Raw genomic sequence first — 17,711 nt, forward strand, 5'->3', positions numbered from 1 at the left:
AGCGCACTGGCTCTCAATCCAGTCGTCTGGTCGACGTACCTGACTTTAGTTCGACGTGGATAGGTGGATTCCTTCCCGTTTCGACAAAAAACAACGCCCAAGCGAGGGTGAGCACCACCCACACCTGGGCGCTGGCGGGCAGACACAGCCGCCCGCCACAGTTCCCAAGGAGAACTTGAATTACATCATGCCGTCCATGCCGCCCATGCCGGCTGCCGGATTCGCCTTCTCCTTCTCCGGCTTGTCGGCGACGACCGCCTCGGTGGTCAGGAACATGGCGGCAACGCTGGCCGCGTTCTGCAGAGCCGAACGCGTAACCTTGGCCGGATCGACAATACCCGCCTGAATCATGTCGACCCACTCGCCGGTCGCAGCGTTGTATCCGATACCGACCGCTTCCTTCTTCAAGCGTTCGACGATGACCGAACCCTCGACGCCGGCGTTCTCGGCAATCTGACGGACCGGAGCTTCCAGTGCCTTGCGGACCAGGTTGACGCCGGTCAACTCGTCACCTTCTGCCTGTACACCCTCCAGCGCCTTGATGGCGTTGACGAGCGCGGTGCCGCCGCCCGGGACAATCCCTTCCTCAACCGCCGCACGCGTGGCGTTGAGGGCGTCCTCAATGCGCAGCTTCTTCTCTTTCAACTCGGTCTCCGTCGCCGCACCGACCTTAATGACTGCCACGCCACCAGCCAGTTTGGCCAAGCGCTCCTGCAGCTTCTCACGGTCAAAGTCGGACGTGGTCTCCTCAATCTGGTTCTTGATCTGCTGGATGCGCGCTTCGATTTCCTTCTTGTCGCCGGCGCCGTCCACAATGATGGTGTTTTCCTTGCTGACGCGCACCTGGCGAGCGCGGCCGAGCTGATCGATGGTGGTGTTCTTCAATTCCAGACCGAGCTCTTCCGAAATCACCTGGCCGCCGGTCAGGGTGGCGATGTCGCCGAGCATCGCTTTGCGGCGATCCCCGAAGCCAGGAGCCTTCACGGCAACCGCAGTGAAGGTGCCGCGCAGACGGTTGACAACCAAGGTCGCCAACGCTTCGCCCTCGACGTCCTCAGCCACAATCAACAGCGGACGGCTGGACTGAACAACCCGCTCGAGAACCGGCAAGATTTCCTGGATGTTGCCGATCTTCTTGTCCGTGATGAGAATGTACGGATCTTCCAGAACGGCTTCCATTTTGTCCGTGTCAGTGACCATGTACGGGGAGATGTAGCCGCGGTCAAACTGCATACCTTCGACGACTTCCAATTCGGTCGTGAAGCCTTTGGACTCCTCAACGGTGACCACGCCGTCGTTGCCGACCTTCTCCATGGCATCGGCAATCAGGGCGCCAATCTCTTCGTCGCCCGCAGAAATGGCGGCCACCTGAGCGGTGTTCTCGCGGCCTGCGACGGTCTTGGAGATGCGGCGGATTTCCTCAACCGCAGCGTTGACCGCCTTCTCAATGCCCTTGCGCAGCACCATCGGGTTGGCGCCAGCCGCAACGTTCTTCAAGCCCTCGCGGACCATGGCCTGAGCCAACACGGTCGCGGTGGTGGTACCGTCGCCAGCGACGTCGTTGGTCTTCGTGGCCACCTCTTTGACCAGCTGCGCACCCATGTTTTCGTACGGGTCTTCCAGCTCAATCTCCTTCGCGATGGTCACACCGTCGTTGGTGATGAGCGGAGAACCAAACTTCTTCTCCAACACCACGTTACGGCCTTTCGGTCCGAGCGTCACTTTCACGGTATCAGCCAGCACGTCGACGCCGCGCAGCATGGCGCGACGGGCTTCTTCGCTGAACTTGATCTCTTTTGCCATTCCGAAAACCCTCCTGTTCGTCTATGTAGGTTTCAACCAACCGGCTTACTTCTGTACGACAGCCAGAATGTCGCTCTCACGCAGGATGAGCAGCTCTTCGTTGTCTACCTTGACCTCAGTGCCCGCGTACTTCGAGTAAATGACGCGATCGCCAACTTTGACTTCCAGCTCAACACGCTTTCCGTCCTCGACGCGGCCCGGGCCAACGGCGATGATTTCGCCTTCCTGCGGCTTCTCCTTAGCGGTGTCCGGCAGCACAATGCCGCTCGCGGTCTTTTCTTCCCGCTCCAGCGGGCGCACCACGACGCGATCTGCGAGTGGTTTAAGCATGTGAAACCCTCCTTGAAAGTGTCATGAAGGATGCTGCGACCGGCTGAACGCCGCTGTGGACGTGGGCAGGCTGGCCGGCCACATTTATTAGCACTCAAAGCATCCGAGTGCTAATGCCACTGACTATATTAAAGGGTCTACGTGGGGAATGCAAGCGGGGAAAATGAGCGTTTTGGACCGACCAGCGTATTCAAGTATGTTTGACCGGAAACAGGGGGCCTGATCGCCAGTGGGGCCTGGCCGCCAGGACAACAGTTCACTGGACTGTTTTCCTGGATAGGCCGGCGACAGCCCGGGGACCGTTTAGGCCGGCGAATAGTCCCAGAGTTCTGTCCCCATTCCGGACAACCTCTTAAAGCCAGCCAGCCGCTTTCAGCCCAAGATACACCCCATAGCCGATGAACGTTAAGCCAATCATGACACGGAGCCAACCATCTTGTCCACCATACATTTCGGACCGTCCCATCGCGTTTGCTTGTCCTTAGCATACGGAGGATACATTTCCCACGCGCAGGACAAGCGTCCCAACAGATTGGCCCATTGTGTTGATGGACCTGCATTACTCCCGTAGGTGCGGCGTGAGTTTGTCAATCGTCTCCTGCAGCGTTTTCGCCATCTCGGCGTACTGCTGCTTGGCCTCTTCGTTTTGCGTCTGCAGCGCGAACATCTCCAGGTCGGCCTGTATCTTCTTCAGGTTGGCGAGCACCAGGGGTTTCGCCTTGACCTGGGGTTGGGCCACGGCGTCATGGTACAAATCCACGACCAGATTGCCGGCCGAATCAAATTGCGCGATGGCAACATCGGCAAAGTTGTTGGCCCCTTGCTTACGAATCTCCGCCAACAGCCAGTCTTTGCTGTAGCCCATATGATGGAGCGTTTTCTCCAACACCTTACCATTACGGATGACCATCTGCGGCAGAACTTCCGGCGGCTTTATCATACCCAGGTCACGTGGTGTTAGCGGATTGAGATCCGGCTTTTTCATCACACTCAGTCTTCCATTGTTCTCCATTACAGCGTATTCGACATCCGACAGGTTAAAGATGTCCTTTTCCCGCAACAGCAACAGCATCTCTTCATGCGATAGGTTAATCTTCTTTAGATTCTGCTCCTGGACCTGTCCATTCTTAATGATAACAATGGGCTTACCGTCCAACAGTAAACCCACGCGGTACCACTTGCGCTGAACGACGGCCAGCAAGATCGTCAAAGCCGTCCAGATGATGAGACTGATGACGGCATGCTCCACCTTCGTATCGTCCAAGGAGAAACTGGCGGCGATGTTGCCAATCGTTATACCAGCGACATAGTCGAAGAAAGTCAGCTGAGCAATTTGCCGTTTGCCCATGAGACGGGCGAGGATAAACAAAACAATGAACGCGACAATCGACTGAGCAGCAACTTCAATCACCTGTGGCATGTTGTCTCCCCCGTAACACGGACAAATTTTGCCCACATAGTGTGTCCGGAGGAATCCCAAATGATAATGGCGCTGAAAAGATTACGACCAGGCCTGTTCTACGGCCTTGCGTCGGTGTTCCTGCCGGCGTTGAACCAACGCAGACAGGCCGATGCTGACTTCATACAACGCAATCATCGGCAAGACCACGGACAGATGCGACACCAGTTCCGGGGGGCTGATGAGGACACCGAGAACGGCACACACAAAATACGCATAGCGACGGATGCGCCGCAAAAAGGCAGGCCTGACGAGGCCGATGCGCGTCAGGAACACAACCACAATCGGCAGTTCGAAAATAAACCCAAACGGCAGACAGATGTCGGTAATAAACCCGAAGTACGCCTCGGCCCGCAGCTGAACATTGAAGTTGACCTTGCTGAGGTGAATTAGAAAGTGGAAAATGGTGGGGAAGATGAGGAACCAGGCGAACAGCACGCCGAGTACAAACATCAGCAGAGCGGTCGGCAGCAGCCGCAGCGTATACCGGCGCTCGGTCGGGGTGAGTCCTGGGGAAACGAAACGCCAGACATGATACAGGGCAAACGGAAGCGTCAAGCCGACGGCGACCAGAATGCTGATGAGAAAATAGACGGCGATGACTTCACCCGGAGAAATCACCATCAAACGCAGCCCTTCACGCGCCACTGGCCGGGTCAGATAGCGATAAATGTAGGATATGAACGTCAAGCTGGCCGCAAACATGACAGCCAGCGTGATGAGGATATATATGAGTCGTTTGCGCAGGTCGGCCAGGTGTTCGACAAACGTCATTTTTTGCACGGTCATAGCCTCCGGCGCTGTACTTAGGCCATAAGTAAGAGGGGCATCGGCCTGTCCGGGTTAAGCCCCTAGGACCGAGATGACGAAAGGGAAGGCTAAGTCTCTCCTCCATCGCCTGGCAGACGGGTCACTTTAATCGGTTCTACGTGCTTCATCGACGAACTGGAACCAGCATGCCCGTCTCGATGGGATACCGAATCGTGTTCATCGTCCCCCTTGCCTTCGCGAAACCCCTCCGCCATGCCGTTGGTGGCGTTGCGAAACTCACGCAGGGAACGGCCGAATGCACGTCCGATTTCCGGAAGCTTGCTGGGGCCAAAGATCAGCAACAAGGCGACGAGAATGATAACCAACCCTGACCATCCGATGTTCGACAGCATACCGTTTCACCTCCGAGCGCAGTCTGCACTCGAGAATGTACGAAAACTCCGTCAGGGACACCTTACCTTCATCATACACTGGCGAGAAATGACCAGCAAGTGCCTACAATCATTGAATTCTGTTAATGCAGACTTTAGAGGGTATGGCGATCCGTTCGTTCATGCTCCCCATTCTCTATCGCCATCCCCTACCGCACCTGGCCAGAGCGGGCAGACAACCCATGGCGCGCCATCTAGCGCAGCAGCGTCGAGTGGCTGAGCTGAAGGGCGGCAGCAGCTTGGCGGATACTGCTTGCAGACGCTAGCGCTTCCAGTAAAATTCGTTTCTCCGCGGCAGCGATGGCTACCGAATAAGGTTGCGTGCCACGACCAACACCACTCCCTGATGCCGATACGAGCGCCGCATTCTCACCACCGTCGATAGAGACGACCTCAATCCGTTCATCCATCCGTTCTGCAGAAGCATCCGGAGGAAGCTCCGGTAAGACGGTCAACACGTCCTCTCGGTCAATCCATTCCGTTTCTACAGTCACGCACAGCCGCTCCATCACGTTGCGCAGTTGACGAACATTCCCTGGCCACGTATAGGCCTCCAGGGCTTGCAGGGCGGCGCCAGAAAGCCGCCGCGTGAAACCGTAGGCGTGGCAAAACTCAGCCACAAAGGCGCGGCATAGAGGAATGATGTCTTCCCGGCGCGCGCGGAGCGGCGGAACCCGTAGGTGCACCACCTCCAGGCGGTAATACAAGTCTTCGCGAAACCGCCCCGCCTCCACAAGGGAACGAAGGTCCCGGTTGGTCGAGGCCACCACCCGTACGTCAATGGCTTTCGACCAACTCCCTCCCACGCGTCGAATCTCCCGGTCCTGCAGGACGCGCAGCAGCTTCGCCTGCAGGGTTGGGGAAAGCTCCCCTACCTCGTCTAATAAAAGCGTCCCTTCATGGGCCAGCTCAAACAGACCGGAATGCCCCTCTCGCTTCGCACCGGTGAAGGCTCCCCGTTCATACCCGAACAATTCCGACTCAAACAATTGTTCCGGAATGGATGCGCAGTTCACTTTAATGAAAGGGAGGTTGCGCCGGGGGCTGTGCTGATGGAGGTAATCGGCCACGACCTCTTTCCCGCTGCCCGTTTCCCCTTCAATCAACACCGTGGTCGGAAACAAAGCCACACGGCGGACCGTTTTAAACAACGACTGCATCTCTTCACTCACTGCGACAGGTTCCATCCAGAGCGTCCTCCCCGCAACGCGTTCGTTGGCCCATGTTACCATCCGTCTGCCAGACGTACTATGGCACCGTCCGTCCGCCGGGCGTGCTCTACGACCGAGATGCGCCTGACAGCCGCGCGCTGACGGAGCATGCTACACGGTGCGATACTGCACCAAATGCTCCACTTTTGGACCATACTGTCCTGAACTATTGCATAAGGCGCCCGGTTTGTAAAGCCCGTGCACCCGCGAAAAATGTGCCATTTGCTTCGAAACACCGTCGACATGCCGGTGCGGCACTTCATGGCACGATTCTTGCTTATGTACGAAATGGACGAACGATGAAGGAGGTGAATCTCCATATTTGCCACGAGCAAACCCACTACACGGGAAGAATGGCGTAACCATGTACAGACCCTGATGCGGGATGAGCAAATTCAGTCTGTACGCGTCTGCGTGCAGGACTTGGCCAATGTCGCACGAGCCCGCTACGTCACCAGCCGCCATTTTCTCGACGCCCTGGAGGGGGACCCCCTATCCTTCCCATCTGCACTTTTCGGGTTGCCCGCTTCGGCACAAATTGTGGACGGGCCCGGCGGCGCGAGTTTCGCAGACGGGTTCCCCAGTTGGCCGATGTTCCCCGACTTGAGCACGTTTTCCGTGCTCCCCTACGCGCCAGGGATAGGCCGGGTCATCGCCGACGTAGTCGACAGCGACGGCCAGCCCCTGCCCTACGCGCCGCGGGCCGTCCTGCGCCGGGTACTAGAGCGGTTTGCCGAACAGGACTGGCGCGTGTGCGGATCGTACGAGTACGAGTTTTACTTGCTGCAGCTTGAGGACGGCAGCTGGAAACCCGCGTGGAGCGGTCTACAGTGTTTCTCTGAGGCGGCGCAGGCACCCATGGAACCGGTGCTACTCGATATCCTGCAGACGCTCCAGGAACTAGGCGCCGGACCGGAAGTCGCCAACAGCGAGTACGGATCGGGCCAGTTTGAGGTGTCGAATGCCCCCTTCTGGGACCTGGAAATCGCCGACATGGCGTTCTACTACCGCACCAGTATCCGCGAAGTGGCGGCAAAACACGGGTATCGGGCCACGTTCATGAGCAAGCCGCTGACGGGTATGAACGGCAGTGGTGCACACCTGCACCACACCCTCTACGATGCGGAGGGCGCCAATTTGTTCGCGGACGCCAAGGCCCCGGACGGTTTGTCCAATCTCTGCCGGTGGTTCATCGCTGGACAACTGGCGCATGCAGAGGCCATCACCGCGATAACCTGCGGGACCATCAACTCGTATAAACGCATGCAGCCCCATTCGTTCGCACCCACCCGGGCCTGTTGGGGCTATGAACACCGTGGCGCCTTCATACGTATTCCGCGCGCGCGGGGCCACAGCACCCGACTGGAGAACCGGGTCCCAGGTGCGGATGCCGATCCGTACCTGACCCTGGCGGCCATTCTGGCTGCTGGACTCGACGGCATCGAGCGACGCCTGGCCCCTCCGCCGCCTGTGCAGGTCAATCCGTATACGGCCACGGATCTGCCACGGCTACCGCGCACCTTCGAACAAGGCCTAGAGGTTTTACAGACGGACACCTGGCTGCAGGAGGTGTTGGGGGAGAGCACCGTCCACCAGTTAGTCTCCCTGCGGGAAGCCGACTATACAGCCTATCAAAACACGGTGACCGACTGGGAAACCCGCACGTATCTGGACTTGTACTAAACGAAAGGAGGCGTTCCGAGCATGAATCCGTCCGTCCAAGGTCCAACCGATTCACTTTCGTCTGTGGAACAGTACGGTTATAAACAAGAACTGAAACGTTCGCTCTCGTTTTGGGATTTGGTGGTGTATGGCCTTATTTTCATGGTCCCCATCGCGCCGATGGGCATCTACGGTCAGGTCGTGCAGACGGCCCACGGGATGGTCGTGTTCGCGTACTTCATCGGACTGGTGGGGATGATTTTCACGGCCTACAGCTACGCGCGCATGTCCGAGGCGTTTCCGATCTCGGGATCGGCGTACGCGTATGTGCAACGCGGCTGGAATCCGTACATCGGCTTTTTGGCCGGTTGGATGATTCTGCTCGACTACATCCTGATTCCTTCGCTGCTGTATTTGGTCTCAGCCTCGTGGCTGGCCGAGCTCGTGCCCGGTATCCCGACGTGGCTGTGGATTGTCGTGTTTGTCGCCATCAACACCATCATCAACATCCTTGGCATCCAGCTGACCAGCCGTGCCAACTGGATTATCTTGGTGTTCGAACTGGTGACCTTCATCTTGTTCTGCGTCATGGCGTTTGCCTACGTCGCTGGCGGGCACGGCCACACGACGTTCACCGCGGCGCCCATTTACCAAGCGCACGCGTTCAGCTGGAGCATGGTTGGGGCCGCCACGTCGATTGCGGTGCTCAGCTTCCTCGGCTTCGACGGCATCAGCACCCTGGCTGAGGAAACCCGCGGCGGCCGGCGCACGGTGGGTCGTGCGACCGTCACTGCCCTGATTGTGATCGCGGTGCTGTTCATGGTCCTCACGTACCTGGCCGCCTGCGCATACCCAGACTTCATGCACTTTCCAGACCCAGACGTGGCCTTTTACTTTGTCGCTGAGCGGGTCGGCGGAACGTGGCTGAAAGTGCTCTGCCTGGCCGCCACCGTTATCGCCTGGGGCATCGCCAACGCGCTCGCGGCCCAGGCCGCCATTTCGCGCCTCTTGTTCAGCATGGGACGGGATAGGGCCCTGCCCGGGTTCCTCGCCAAGGTCCACCCGCGCTTTCAAACCCCTTACACGTCCACCCTGCTGGTGGCGGTAGTGTCGGTCATTGTGAGCGTTGCGTCGTCCATCGGCACGCTCAGCTCGCTCGTCAATTTCGGCGCGCTGACCACATTTTTACTGCTCAATCTGACGGTGGTCATTTATCATTTCATCAAACGCCGATCCGGCCGTTGGTTTACCCACCTGGTCATGCCGCTGCTGGGATTCGCGGTGCTTCTGTACGTCTGGTTGAACTTTGATCGGTTGACGCTGCGCCTCGGGGTCGCCTGGGCCATCATTGGTGTGATTGTACTCGCCATCCGCACCCGTGGTTTTCGCCGTGCGCCGCAGCCGATGCAACTCGAGCAATAATTTTTTGCCCACGCGCCGTCGCGCGCGAGTTGTAATGCAAAAGGAGGATACCCTGTGACAACCCGCTTAGCCAACCACCACCTCATCTACACCATGGCCGCCGATAACCCGCCAGCCCTTCGGGTGGCGGACGGATCGACCGTGGAGATTGCGACCTGCGACTGTTTCGAAGATCAAATCACGCATGAAGGTCAAGATTTTGGCACCCTCGACTGGGAGCGCATTAACCCGGCCACCGGTCCCATCTACGTGGAGGGGGCGGAACCGGGTGACCTGCTGGTGGTTCACATAAAGGACATCCGCGTCGCCGACCGCGGCGTCATGACCACAGGTCCGAATTTGGGCGTCTTTGGCGACGAACTCAGCCAGAACGTCATTCGCATGGTCCCGATTGTCAATGGCGAGGCCGTGTTTTCCGAGCGCGTGCGGCTTCCTCTGCGACCGATGATTGGGGTTATCGGCACCGCCCCGGCCACGGACCGAGTGCCTTGCGGTACGCCTGGCGATCACGGAGGAAACATGGACTGCACCCGCATCACCACCGGAGCCCGGCTGATTCTCCCGGTCAACGTCCCGGGAGCGCTGTTTGCCCTGGGCGACCTGCACGCCGCCATGGGTGATGGTGAGGTGGCCGTCTGCGGCATCGAGATTGCAGGTACGGTGAAGGTGCAGCTGCACGTGCTCAAGGGCCGCACTTGGCCGGTGCCGATGCTCGTCAACGACGACACGGTGATGACGATTGCTTCCGCCCAGCTGCTCGACGAGGCCGCGACCCTGGCCACCAAGCGCATGGCGCACTGGCTGGCTCAGGAGTTTTCCCTCGACTTGGCCGAGGCCGCCCTGTTGCTCAGTGCAACTGGGCAACTGCGCGTCTGCCAAGTGGTCGATCCGCTCAAAACCGCGCGCATGGAGGTGCCGCGCGGCGTTCTGGAAGGTCTAGGATTCACGTTCCCGTATTGATGTTCACGTGTTGAACTCTGCATGCTTGATCTCATGCCCAGTCCAGGCGCCCTCTGTGGCGCCTGCGATGCAGGGACCTTGTCAGGAAAGCAGCTGTCACCACCATGGCGGTCAAGCGTTTGCTTTTGCTCCCCGCTCTACGAAAGATTGGGTGTACAGGAATAGATGACCGGAGCACAGCAACAAAATCGGTGCCATTCCGCCAAAATCGGCGCAGTTTGCCGGTTCGAAGGTAAGGGCGTGGTCACACCGAAACACATTTATGCCTCGTGTGAATCAATCACCAGATAGTACTGGCATTCCTCATCACCTACATTGATAAAGCGGTGAGATACATCCGCTTCGAAATACATCGAATCACCTTCTGCCAATTCGATCGTCATTTCGGTGTCACCAATAACTACCCGTAGTTTCCCTTTTGCGATTACAATAAACTCCTTAACACCGGCTCGATGTGCGGGGAACGTACCCGATTCTTTACCCGGTGGAACGATGTTCAGAATGAACTCAACCCCTTTGGATGGAAATGCCGGTGACAGAAGATGGCGTTCAAATCCAGACGACTCATCCCTATACACAAGTCTCTGGCCCTTACGAATGACGATTGTTTCCCGACGCTCATGTTCTCCAAGAAGCTCAGATAATGTAGTATCGAGTGCTTCGGCGATTTGGCAAGCAACCTGTATGGTCGGATTCTTTTCTCCTCGCTCGATTTGGGAGAGCATGGATCGACTCACCCCACTTTTCTCCGACAGCTGTCCCAGCGTAAGTCCCTTTTGTTTTCTCATTCGCTTCACGTTTGTTCCAAACTCCATAGATACACCACCTTTGGCCCTTGAGTCCATTATAGTGGAATTTTGTCTTGTACGATGGAATTACGCATTCTATAATGGATTTAAATTCACTATAGTGATTAAACGCGCATAGATAACTTGAGAGCAACGGACCTTCAGCAACACCTTGAAAAATCCAAGGGGTTCAAAGTGAGTTACTGAGAATCCAATACACATGGTAGGGAGGAGTGGTCCATGTCCACCGTATATACGGTCATTGCAGTTTTACCCATTCTTTTGACCCTGATCTGCTTAACGGGGCTTCGAATGTCCAGTGTTAAGACTGCCGGCTTGGCATATGTCGTTGCAGTTGTTATTGCAGAAATTCCGTGGAAATTCCAAACATCTGTAAAGTGGATCATGTTAGCTTCAGTCAAGGGCTTGTTGATTGCGCTCATTGTGATATATGTCCTCGTATTTGGACTGTTTCTATACAACATTCTGCGTGAAGGACGGGCTATAGACGCGTTTTCCAACCTATTTGCGCGTTATGTACAAAGCCCTGTACAACAAGCATTACTCGTATCTGCTGCTTTAGGGCCGTTTCTTGAAGCGACAACGGGCTTTGGGATCGGTATCGTTATCGCAGCCCCATTATACCTCGCTATGAGATTTCAGCCGCAAAAAGTGGCGATCCTTTCGCTGCTTACGCAATCAGCTGTGCCGTGGGGAGCCTTGGCGGTCGGGACCGTTCTTAATTCTGAACTTTCTGGTGTCCCGCTCAGGGCTTTAGGGGTAGGAAGTGCTATCGTCACAATTCCGCTTTATTTGTTGTATACGATTGTAGCAGTTTGTGTAGCTGGGGGATGGGGAGCGGTGTGGAGGAATGTGCCCATAATTCTTTTGGTGTGGGCGTTTCTATGCGTATTTACTTGGGCCGCGAATGATTATGTATCCCCACAATTGGCTGGTGTACTCTCCGGGTTTGTTACGGCTGTACTGTTGCTGATTTATTTTCGATTTACTTCGCCGAAAATAAATCAACCGATTCAGAAAATGGCAGTAAGTGATGAAGAAGAGAAGGCGGTCTTGCCGTTTTGGAAATCTGTGTTCCCCTATAGCATTCTGATTGTGTTCAGCTTAGCAGCAAACCTGTGGCCTATATTGTATCGATGGCTGCATACGGTCCTTGTATGGAGAGTGCCATCACTCCAGTTTCAGCTTGAACTACTTTATAGTCCAGGGTTTACTCTACTTCTGGCGTCCATTGCAGGTATTGTGATGTATCGGCTTTCTTGGACCCAAGTCTGTGACTGTGCAATCAGAACCATCAAGCAAGTGTATCCGGCTGCACTATCTACGGTTGGATTCGTCGCGATGTCTACAGTGATGCAACAGGCCGGGATGACGGACTTTTTCTCTCATCATCTAGCACAATGGGTTGGAAAAGGATTCCTCTTCGTATCACCAGTCATCGGTGGACTGGGAGGGTTTATTACCGGTAGCAACTCGGCTTCTAACGCAATGTTTGCTCCGTTTCAAAATGCAATGGCGCATCAATTGCATCACTCACCTTTGCTGTATGCGATAGTACAGAACGTGGCGGCTTCGAATTTGACGATGGAGTCTCCTTCGCGTATTGCGCTTGCAGCTTCCATCGCCAACTTACCCGGAAAGGAAGGAGACCTAACACGTAGAATGATTCCGTTAGGATGTTTGGTTATTGTGATAATCGCCATCTATTCAACGATTATGGAGACCCTCGTTTGGAGTTAGTCTGGGAGTCGGAGTTAGCCATTCGTAGGTGGCGAGAACATACGAGACACCGAATAGCCCAGAAACTTGGTCGGGAGATATGGTACGAACATTACGCCGTGAGAGTATGTAAGGTTGAACGAGCATGCATGTTCGAAAGATAAGAGTGGCGATACGCCTGCTTGGCGCTAAATGCCTGCTTGGCGTGTAATTGCGTAGAAAGCCTCTTCTACGTCACGGCCAACAACTACAGCGAGACGAAGGAGATAGATTCCTTCAAGACAGCCTGCGGAATAGCGATGTAGGCCTTCTCGCTGGTGGTGCTATGTGGCACTGCTGCTCCAGCATCAAGAGACGCTGTCAGTTATAGGCCGGGTGAACGGGCGGTATGACACCGGAGATGACAGAACTACGGATGAGTTCACTGTGCCGAACGGAGAGAGTTGTTGGATAACCTGCTCCAAGTGCCTGACCGACGAGACGGCAACTTTCATCAGCAGGCAGTCTGTTCCGGTGAGCCTGTGGCACTCCAGGACCTCTTCCATCTCCTGGATGGTGTCGATGAGTCGCTGATACTGCCCGCTGGTTGCGGTCATGCGTATCATGACTAGCATTGCTGCCCCGACTTTGTACGGATCCACCACCGCACAATACCCCTTGATGATTCCTGCTTCCTCCATACGCCGCACACGCTCGGCAACGGCTGGCGCTGTGTAACGAGCCAGAGCATTGCCATGTTCCTTGTGGCACGAGCCTTGTCTGGCTTGGCAGCAGGCGGTATCGTGCCGTCCACGTATGCGTATGTCGGGGATATCGTCCCAGCTGAGCAGCGAGGGCGGGTGATGGGTGTCGTCATGTCCGGATGGTCGTTGGCTCTGATCCTTGGGGTACCCTTTGGGGGCTGGCTGGGAAGCCGCTTGGGTTGGCGATTGGCGTTTGTCGCCCTTTCCGGTCTTGCTTTGCTAGCCGTAGTAATCCTCGGACTCTTGCAACCTGAGTACACGAGGCAGGCTTCGGCGCCCAAGAGTGCCGCGCCGAGCCGCCTGCCTGAGCATTAAAGGAAACAATCGATCCTAGTGCGCCCTGCCAGCCAGCGGATTGGTCCGTGCGACCTCCTCTGCGAATTTCTCGGGGTCCACGACGTAGCGCTTGAGGAACGACGCGACGACCGTGGCGCTGGCCTCGGTCAAACTCGGTGTGATATCGAATTCGTGGTTGACCCCTGAGAAAAGGTGCAGTTCGGACGGTACCTGCGCCGCCTGGAGCTTCTCGAAGAGGCTCAGAGAGCCAGCGTGCGCCACCAGCATGTCAGCGGTGCCGTGCAAGAGGATCGTGGGAGGAAACACCTCGGTGACATAATTGATGGGGCTTGCCGACGCAGCCTCTTCATCTGTGGCCGCTTGCCCTAAGAGCATCGCCGCAGGAATCGAACCATCGGCCCCTCGAATCGCCTGGAGGGCCTCCGGCTCCAAATGCCCGGCGCTCAAGTCGGGCATCGCCCGGCCCGCATCGAGACGCACTATTGGGTAATAGGCGACGACGGCAGAGATCGGGCCAGCCGGAGGCGAGCCAGCAAAATCGGGATCGAACTCTGGCCTGCCAGAGGTGCCCGCGGCCATCAGGGCCAGGTGGGCACCTGCGCTGTGGCCTTGTAGCACGAGCCTGTTTGGATCAATGCCGAGTTCACTGGCATGGGCGCGTGTCCAGCGAATGGCCGTTTTGACATCGTGGAGCTGGCCTGGCCATGGGATCTCGTTGAGCAACCGATACTCGACGGCCAGAACGCTAAACCCACGATTGGCCAGGGCTTCGCAACGAGACTGCATCAACTTTCTATCACCTACCCTCCACCCACCGCCGTGAAGGACGAGAACGGCCGTGCGGTGGTTCAGGGAGCCTGTCGGCTGGTAGATATCGACGTGCATTTCGCGATCCTTACGGGTCCCGTACAAGACGTCAAATCGAATGCTCATAAATACACCCTCCTTCGTTGTGCATGCTCCAAATGTGGCGAGCGTCGTTAAAGGGCAGTTGTGCCAACCTCTGCGGCGCGCAGGATTGGGGCAACACGGGTGCCCAGCAGTTCATGAGAGTGAGTGAGATCGTCGTGAGAAAACATCGCGAAATCGACCCAGGCCATGACGACGCCGTAACCACCCGCGCGGCACTGCTCAATCAGTTGTTCGGCAACCGTTTCAGGTGAACCGATGACAAAGTCGTCCGGGTGCATCAACATGCGCTGAATATTCGGGTCAGCCGTCTCGAACGCCGTCGCACCGTCGTTGCGCGTCCGGTTTGCGATAGCCGCACCGTCACGAATCAGGTCAAATGAGGCTTCGTACTTCTCCCGGGCTTCGGCGTCAGAATCTGCGACGAAGACCCTGCGTCGCAGACCCAGCATGGAGGGACTGGTCGGCTTCCCTGCCGCCTCGGCCGCTTCGCGGTAACGGGCGGCGAGCGCGGCAGCTACCGGCGTGGGCGACCACGCGGTACACAGCTTGTAGCCGCGTTCGCCGCACCAGGCCGCCGAATCCGGCGACGTGACCGTCACCCACACTGACTGCCCCGGATGCAGGCGCGGGCGGGGCACGATCGGGACTTGTTCAAGGTTGGAGAAGGCGTCGTGATGGGTGACGAGAGGCTCTGCGAGCGCCTTGGCGAGCACCTCAATGGCACTGTAGTAGCGCGGGCGAACCTGCTCCGCTGGAACACCGGCCATAACGGCCTCGCTTGGTCCGGCACCTGGGCGAAACCCCAGGCTCAAAGCGACCGTGAGTGAGGTAGTTGAGCATGCCACACTCTTCGGCATACCGCCTGCCGTCGTGCATCGACAGCACACTTCCCAGCGTCGTGAACCGGAGCCTCTGGGTCCGCGCCGCGACCATTGCGACGAACAGGTGTGGTGAGGGCAAGAGGACCGGGCCGAAGTGGTGCTCGCCCCAGGCAAGGCCGTCAAAACCCCAGCGCTCGCAATTCACCCAGAGGTCCAGGTAGCGGTCATACGATACCTGAATGTCATCTGGTGTGAGTTCAGTGATTGGTGCATACCTTTGCGGAAGGGGCAAGTAAAAACCCCAGGTTTCAATCATACCGTTTCTCCTTTCTCATTCAATGGCATGTCGATCATTGACAGCGCTTTCACGCAGGATGACCCCCACACGATGGATAGGGGTCGCTCGTTCCTGCAATTCCACGCTGCTTTACTGTGAAAGTGCAAACAGGTTCGGAATTGCTGACCCACTAACTCTTGGTCTAAAAGTAAAGGTAAATCTAGCATCGCTAGTTTGTCAAAACTTTTCGGATCTCCTTTCGGCTATTGTATCGGGGAACGCTGTCATAGTAATTGACGGCGCGTCCGCCGGCACTCCTTACGTCCTCAGGCAACATGCTGTGCGCAGAAGTCCACTTCTACGACAGATGGGGTTGTGAGTGTTCGGGAGTAAAAAGATTCCTCATCACGGTTCCATTACTTTAGAGCAACGCGCAATTACGTGTATGATTGAGGTTGGTTCGACCGCTCATCCGATCAGAGAGATACTTCGTCAATGGAGGGACGACCGATGCAGAAAGTAGTGGATGGTCTGACAGAAGAGGTGGCTCAACATCGCAAGCCATCATATGAAGTTCCTGCCGTCTTTCTAAACCGATGGTCACCGCGGGCGTTTGCCGAACGACCGGTGGCCGACGAGTTGCTGTATCAGGTTCTCGAGGCGGCGCGTTGGGCGCCGTCGAGCTACAATGAACAGCCGTGGCGCTTCATCATCGCGCGCACGGAGGAAAACCGGAGGTTGTTCTGCGAGTTCATCAACCCGCGTAATGTCGTCTGGTGTCAAAACGCGCCGGTACTGGCCCTGCTCGTATCGTACACACGTATAAAGGATGGGCTCCCCAATCGCAAGCACGCCTTTGACGCTGGAGCGGCTTGGGCATCGTTGGCACTCGCAGCGACGGAACTGGGACTGACTACACACGCGATGGGCGCCTTTGACACAGACAAGGCCCGCACAGTGTTGGGAATTCCCGAGGAGTATGAACCGCAGATTGTGATTGCCATCGGCTATCGAGGTGATGCTAAAAACCTGCCGGAGGAGTTTCGGGAACGCGAAAAGCCGTCCGACCGGCGGCCACTGGCAGAGACGGTGTTCGAAGGCCGCTTCGGTGTTGCAGTCGCCGGCTTGAAGTGACCGCAGGTCTCCGGTCCGGTCGCTCACATATACCAAGCTGGCAAGATGGCCGTTCGGCTTAGGCAATTTCAAGGGTGAAATAAACGGGCTGCGCCCGCCTACCAAAACGTCTGCGTTGAGAATCATGAGAAGAGAGATGCTATAGTGTTCTAAAAACGATCGTTTCTGATACTATCCGCTCTAGGTGTTCAATTATTGGCACCTATCACCATATGGAGTCGCCGCTCCAAGTTCATCACTAGCATTTGCTGCGCGATAACCGTCTCGCTCGTTGCCCGCAGGCGCACCCGAATCAAGCCTAGACCGTACAGACGCTTGCCTTCGCCGAACTTCCCTTCAATTTCGTTTCGTTCCACTGCGTCCTGTCTCTTAATCCGTGTCTGTTCTGCCCTCGCCGTCTTTGAGGGCCGACCGCAACCGTCGCGATTTATCGTCGGGACCTCGTTTAACCCCCACGTGCTGCACTTCGACAAGGCCATCGACCGCTTGCGGCGCAAACTGGACGCCGGCGCCGACTTCGTGATGACGCAGCCGATGTTCGATTCGAGGATGTTCGAGCGCATAGCCCGGGCGACGGAGGCGTTTGGCGTGCCAGTGTCTGTTGGCGTGATGCCCTTGACGAGCGCCCGCAACGCCCAGTTCCTGCACAACGACGTGCCTGGAATCCGCATCCCAGAGCACGTGCAGGAACGGATGAACGCCGCTCCGCCAGAGGCGGCCGCCGACGACGAGGGGCTGCGCATCGCAGAGGCGCTGACTGCCGAGGCCTTGCTCCACTTCAACGGCATTTACCTGATTACGCCGTTTCTGCGTTACGAGTTGACGATCCAGTTGACCGAGTTCATCCGCGCGGCAGAGGGAGCGCGGCGGCGAGCGTGATCAAGAGGACAGGACCAGGCTCTCTGTTGGACAACTCGTCCTTCGAGAGTGATGTTGAACCGATTGGGGAT

General features: G+C 56.9%; 17 protein-coding genes and 2 pseudogenes. 7 read left to right on the forward strand and 12 right to left on the reverse strand.

Features of this window, described 5'->3' with window-relative positions:
* Nucleotides 1–180: 180 nt before the first annotated feature.
* The 6 genes from groL to H522_RS17795 all read right to left on the reverse strand — a co-directional run bounded on the left by groL (nt 181) and on the right by H522_RS17795 (nt 5,981).
* Nucleotides 181–1,803, reverse strand: coding sequence for a chaperonin GroEL (groL, locus tag H522_RS0105365; protein ID WP_026961520.1), 1,623 nt, complete (start codon nt 1,801–1,803; stop codon nt 181–183).
* 45 nt (nt 1,804–1,848) lie between these two features.
* Nucleotides 1,849–2,133, reverse strand: coding sequence for a co-chaperone GroES (groES, locus tag H522_RS0105370; RefSeq protein WP_026961521.1), 285 nt, complete (start codon nt 2,131–2,133; stop codon nt 1,849–1,851).
* Between the two features lie 559 nt (nt 2,134–2,692).
* Nucleotides 2,693–3,553 (reverse strand): DUF421 domain-containing protein, encoded by an 861-nt coding sequence (locus H522_RS0105380; RefSeq protein WP_026961522.1) that lies wholly within the window; start codon nt 3,551–3,553, stop codon nt 2,693–2,695.
* 81 nt (nt 3,554–3,634) lie between these two features.
* The gene (tatC, locus tag H522_RS0105385; protein WP_245578033.1) at nt 3,635–4,366 is read right to left on the reverse strand and encodes a twin-arginine translocase subunit TatC; all 732 of its coding nucleotides are present in this window, start codon (nt 4,364–4,366) and stop codon (nt 3,635–3,637) included.
* 104 nt (nt 4,367–4,470) lie between these two features.
* A complete protein-coding gene (tatA, locus tag H522_RS17790; protein WP_035452777.1) occupies nt 4,471–4,755 on the reverse strand; it encodes a twin-arginine translocase TatA/TatE family subunit in 285 nt (94 codons plus the stop codon).
* A gap of 233 nt (nt 4,756–4,988) precedes the next feature.
* Nucleotides 4,989–5,981 (reverse strand): sigma-54 interaction domain-containing protein, encoded by a 993-nt coding sequence (locus H522_RS17795; RefSeq protein WP_081411896.1) that lies wholly within the window; start codon nt 5,979–5,981, stop codon nt 4,989–4,991.
* Nucleotides 5,982–6,383: 402 nt separating this feature from the next.
* Between H522_RS17795 and H522_RS0105400 the strand changes: the two genes are divergently transcribed.
* The 3 genes from H522_RS0105400 (at nt 6,384) to H522_RS0105410 (ending at nt 10,049) form a co-directional block, all read left to right on the forward strand.
* A complete protein-coding gene (locus H522_RS0105400) occupies nt 6,384–7,688 on the forward strand; it encodes a glutamine synthetase family protein (protein ID WP_051343936.1) in 1,305 nt (434 codons plus the stop codon).
* Between the two features lie 21 nt (nt 7,689–7,709).
* Nucleotides 7,710–9,089 (forward strand): APC family permease, encoded by a 1,380-nt coding sequence (locus tag H522_RS0105405; RefSeq protein WP_035452781.1) that lies wholly within the window; start codon nt 7,710–7,712, stop codon nt 9,087–9,089.
* A gap of 93 nt (nt 9,090–9,182) precedes the next feature.
* Nucleotides 9,183–10,049 carry an acetamidase/formamidase family protein gene (locus tag H522_RS0105410; protein ID WP_051343954.1) on the forward strand — a complete coding sequence of 289 codons (867 nt, stop codon included), beginning with the start codon at nt 9,183–9,185 and terminating at the stop codon, nt 10,047–10,049.
* Between the two features lie 260 nt (nt 10,050–10,309).
* Here the strand turns inward: H522_RS0105410 and H522_RS0105415 are convergent, their stop codons facing one another.
* A complete protein-coding gene (locus H522_RS0105415) occupies nt 10,310–10,864 on the reverse strand; it encodes a helix-turn-helix domain-containing protein (protein ID WP_026961527.1) in 555 nt (184 codons plus the stop codon).
* A 213-nt stretch (nt 10,865–11,077) separates the two neighbouring features.
* Here H522_RS0105415 and H522_RS0105420 point away from each other — a divergent pair, with 213 nt between their 5' ends.
* On the forward strand, nt 11,078–12,598 hold the full coding sequence (locus H522_RS0105420; RefSeq protein ID WP_026961528.1) for an L-lactate permease: 1,521 nt from the start codon (nt 11,078–11,080) through the stop codon (nt 12,596–12,598).
* Between the two features lie 326 nt (nt 12,599–12,924).
* Here H522_RS0105420 and H522_RS17800 read toward each other — a convergent pair whose 3' ends face one another.
* Entirely contained in the window at nt 12,925–13,257 is a 333-nt protein-coding gene (locus H522_RS17800; RefSeq protein ID WP_081411897.1) for an Lrp/AsnC family transcriptional regulator, read from the reverse strand.
* 48 nt (nt 13,258–13,305) lie between these two features.
* On the opposite strand from H522_RS17800, the gene H522_RS20375 reads away from it, so the two are divergent.
* Nucleotides 13,306–13,635 carry an MFS transporter gene (locus H522_RS20375; RefSeq protein ID WP_281173077.1) on the forward strand — a complete coding sequence of 110 codons (330 nt, stop codon included), beginning with the start codon at nt 13,306–13,308 and terminating at the stop codon, nt 13,633–13,635.
* 15 nt (nt 13,636–13,650) lie between these two features.
* On the opposite strand, the gene H522_RS17810 is transcribed toward H522_RS20375, so the two are convergent.
* From H522_RS17810 to H522_RS22480, 3 genes and pseudogenes are all read right to left on the reverse strand, one after another.
* The gene (locus H522_RS17810) at nt 13,651–14,550 is read right to left on the reverse strand and encodes an alpha/beta hydrolase (RefSeq protein WP_051343938.1); all 900 of its coding nucleotides are present in this window, start codon (nt 14,548–14,550) and stop codon (nt 13,651–13,653) included.
* 47 nt (nt 14,551–14,597) lie between these two features.
* Entirely contained in the window at nt 14,598–15,386 is a 789-nt protein-coding gene (locus tag H522_RS0105440) for an LLM class flavin-dependent oxidoreductase (protein WP_081411899.1), read from the reverse strand.
* Between the two features lies 1 nt (nt 15,387).
* Nucleotides 15,388–15,666 (reverse strand): annotated as a pseudogene (locus H522_RS22480) (LLM class flavin-dependent oxidoreductase); the annotation flags it as partial.
* Between the two features lie 471 nt (nt 15,667–16,137).
* Here H522_RS22480 and H522_RS0105450 point away from each other — a divergent pair.
* Nucleotides 16,138–16,761 carry a nitroreductase family protein gene (locus H522_RS0105450; protein ID WP_026961532.1) on the forward strand — a complete coding sequence of 208 codons (624 nt, stop codon included), beginning with the start codon at nt 16,138–16,140 and terminating at the stop codon, nt 16,759–16,761.
* A 188-nt stretch (nt 16,762–16,949) separates the two neighbouring features.
* On the opposite strand, the pseudogene H522_RS21435 reads toward H522_RS0105450, so the two are convergent.
* A pseudogene (locus H522_RS21435) lies at nt 16,950–17,126 on the reverse strand (transposase); the annotation flags it as partial.
* Nucleotides 17,127–17,217: 91 nt separating this feature from the next.
* On the opposite strand from H522_RS21435, the gene H522_RS20380 reads away from it, so the two are divergent.
* Nucleotides 17,218–17,640 (forward strand): methylenetetrahydrofolate reductase, encoded by a 423-nt coding sequence (locus H522_RS20380; RefSeq protein ID WP_026961533.1) that lies wholly within the window; start codon nt 17,218–17,220, stop codon nt 17,638–17,640.
* The last annotated feature ends 71 nt before the right edge of the window (nt 17,641–17,711 follow it).

The organism is Alicyclobacillus herbarius DSM 13609 (assembly GCF_000430585.1).
In the GTDB taxonomy this organism is placed as follows: domain Bacteria; phylum Bacillota; class Bacilli; order Alicyclobacillales; family Alicyclobacillaceae; genus Alicyclobacillus_G; species Alicyclobacillus_G herbarius.

What these genes read in the sequence shown, in the direction of transcription:
- H522_RS0105420 (WP_026961528.1), top strand. Translation starts at nt 11,078, where the DNA reads ATGTCCACCGTATATACGGTCATTGCAGTTTTACCCATTCTTTTGACC.
- H522_RS0105410 (WP_051343954.1), top strand. Translation starts at nt 9,183, where the DNA reads ATGGCCGCCGATAACCCGCCAGCCCTTCGGGTGGCGGACGGATCGACC.
- H522_RS17810 (WP_051343938.1), bottom strand. Translation starts at nt 14,550, where the DNA reads ATGAGCATTCGATTTGACGTCTTGTACGGGACCCGTAAGGATCGCGAA.
- H522_RS0105440 (WP_081411899.1), bottom strand. Translation starts at nt 15,386, where the DNA reads ATGCCGAAGAGTGTGGCATGCTCAACTACCTCACTCACGGTCGCTTTG.
- H522_RS0105415 (WP_026961527.1), bottom strand. Translation starts at nt 10,864, where the DNA reads ATGGAGTTTGGAACAAACGTGAAGCGAATGAGAAAACAAAAGGGACTT.
- tatA (WP_035452777.1), bottom strand. Translation starts at nt 4,755, where the DNA reads ATGCTGTCGAACATCGGATGGTCAGGGTTGGTTATCATTCTCGTCGCC.
- groES (WP_026961521.1), bottom strand. Translation starts at nt 2,133, where the DNA reads ATGCTTAAACCACTCGCAGATCGCGTCGTGGTGCGCCCGCTGGAGCGG.
- H522_RS0105380 (WP_026961522.1), bottom strand. Translation starts at nt 3,553, where the DNA reads ATGCCACAGGTGATTGAAGTTGCTGCTCAGTCGATTGTCGCGTTCATT.
- groL (WP_026961520.1), bottom strand. Translation starts at nt 1,803, where the DNA reads ATGGCAAAAGAGATCAAGTTCAGCGAAGAAGCCCGTCGCGCCATGCTG.
- H522_RS0105400 (WP_051343936.1), top strand. Translation starts at nt 6,384, where the DNA reads ATGCGGGATGAGCAAATTCAGTCTGTACGCGTCTGCGTGCAGGACTTG.
- H522_RS0105405 (WP_035452781.1), top strand. Translation starts at nt 7,710, where the DNA reads ATGAATCCGTCCGTCCAAGGTCCAACCGATTCACTTTCGTCTGTGGAA.
- H522_RS17800 (WP_081411897.1), bottom strand. Translation starts at nt 13,257, where the DNA reads ATGGAGGAAGCAGGAATCATCAAGGGGTATTGTGCGGTGGTGGATCCG.
- H522_RS0105450 (WP_026961532.1), top strand. Translation starts at nt 16,138, where the DNA reads ATGCAGAAAGTAGTGGATGGTCTGACAGAAGAGGTGGCTCAACATCGC.
- tatC (WP_245578033.1), bottom strand. Translation starts at nt 4,366, where the DNA reads ATGACGTTTGTCGAACACCTGGCCGACCTGCGCAAACGACTCATATAT.
- H522_RS17795 (WP_081411896.1), bottom strand. Translation starts at nt 5,981, where the DNA reads ATGGAACCTGTCGCAGTGAGTGAAGAGATGCAGTCGTTGTTTAAAACG.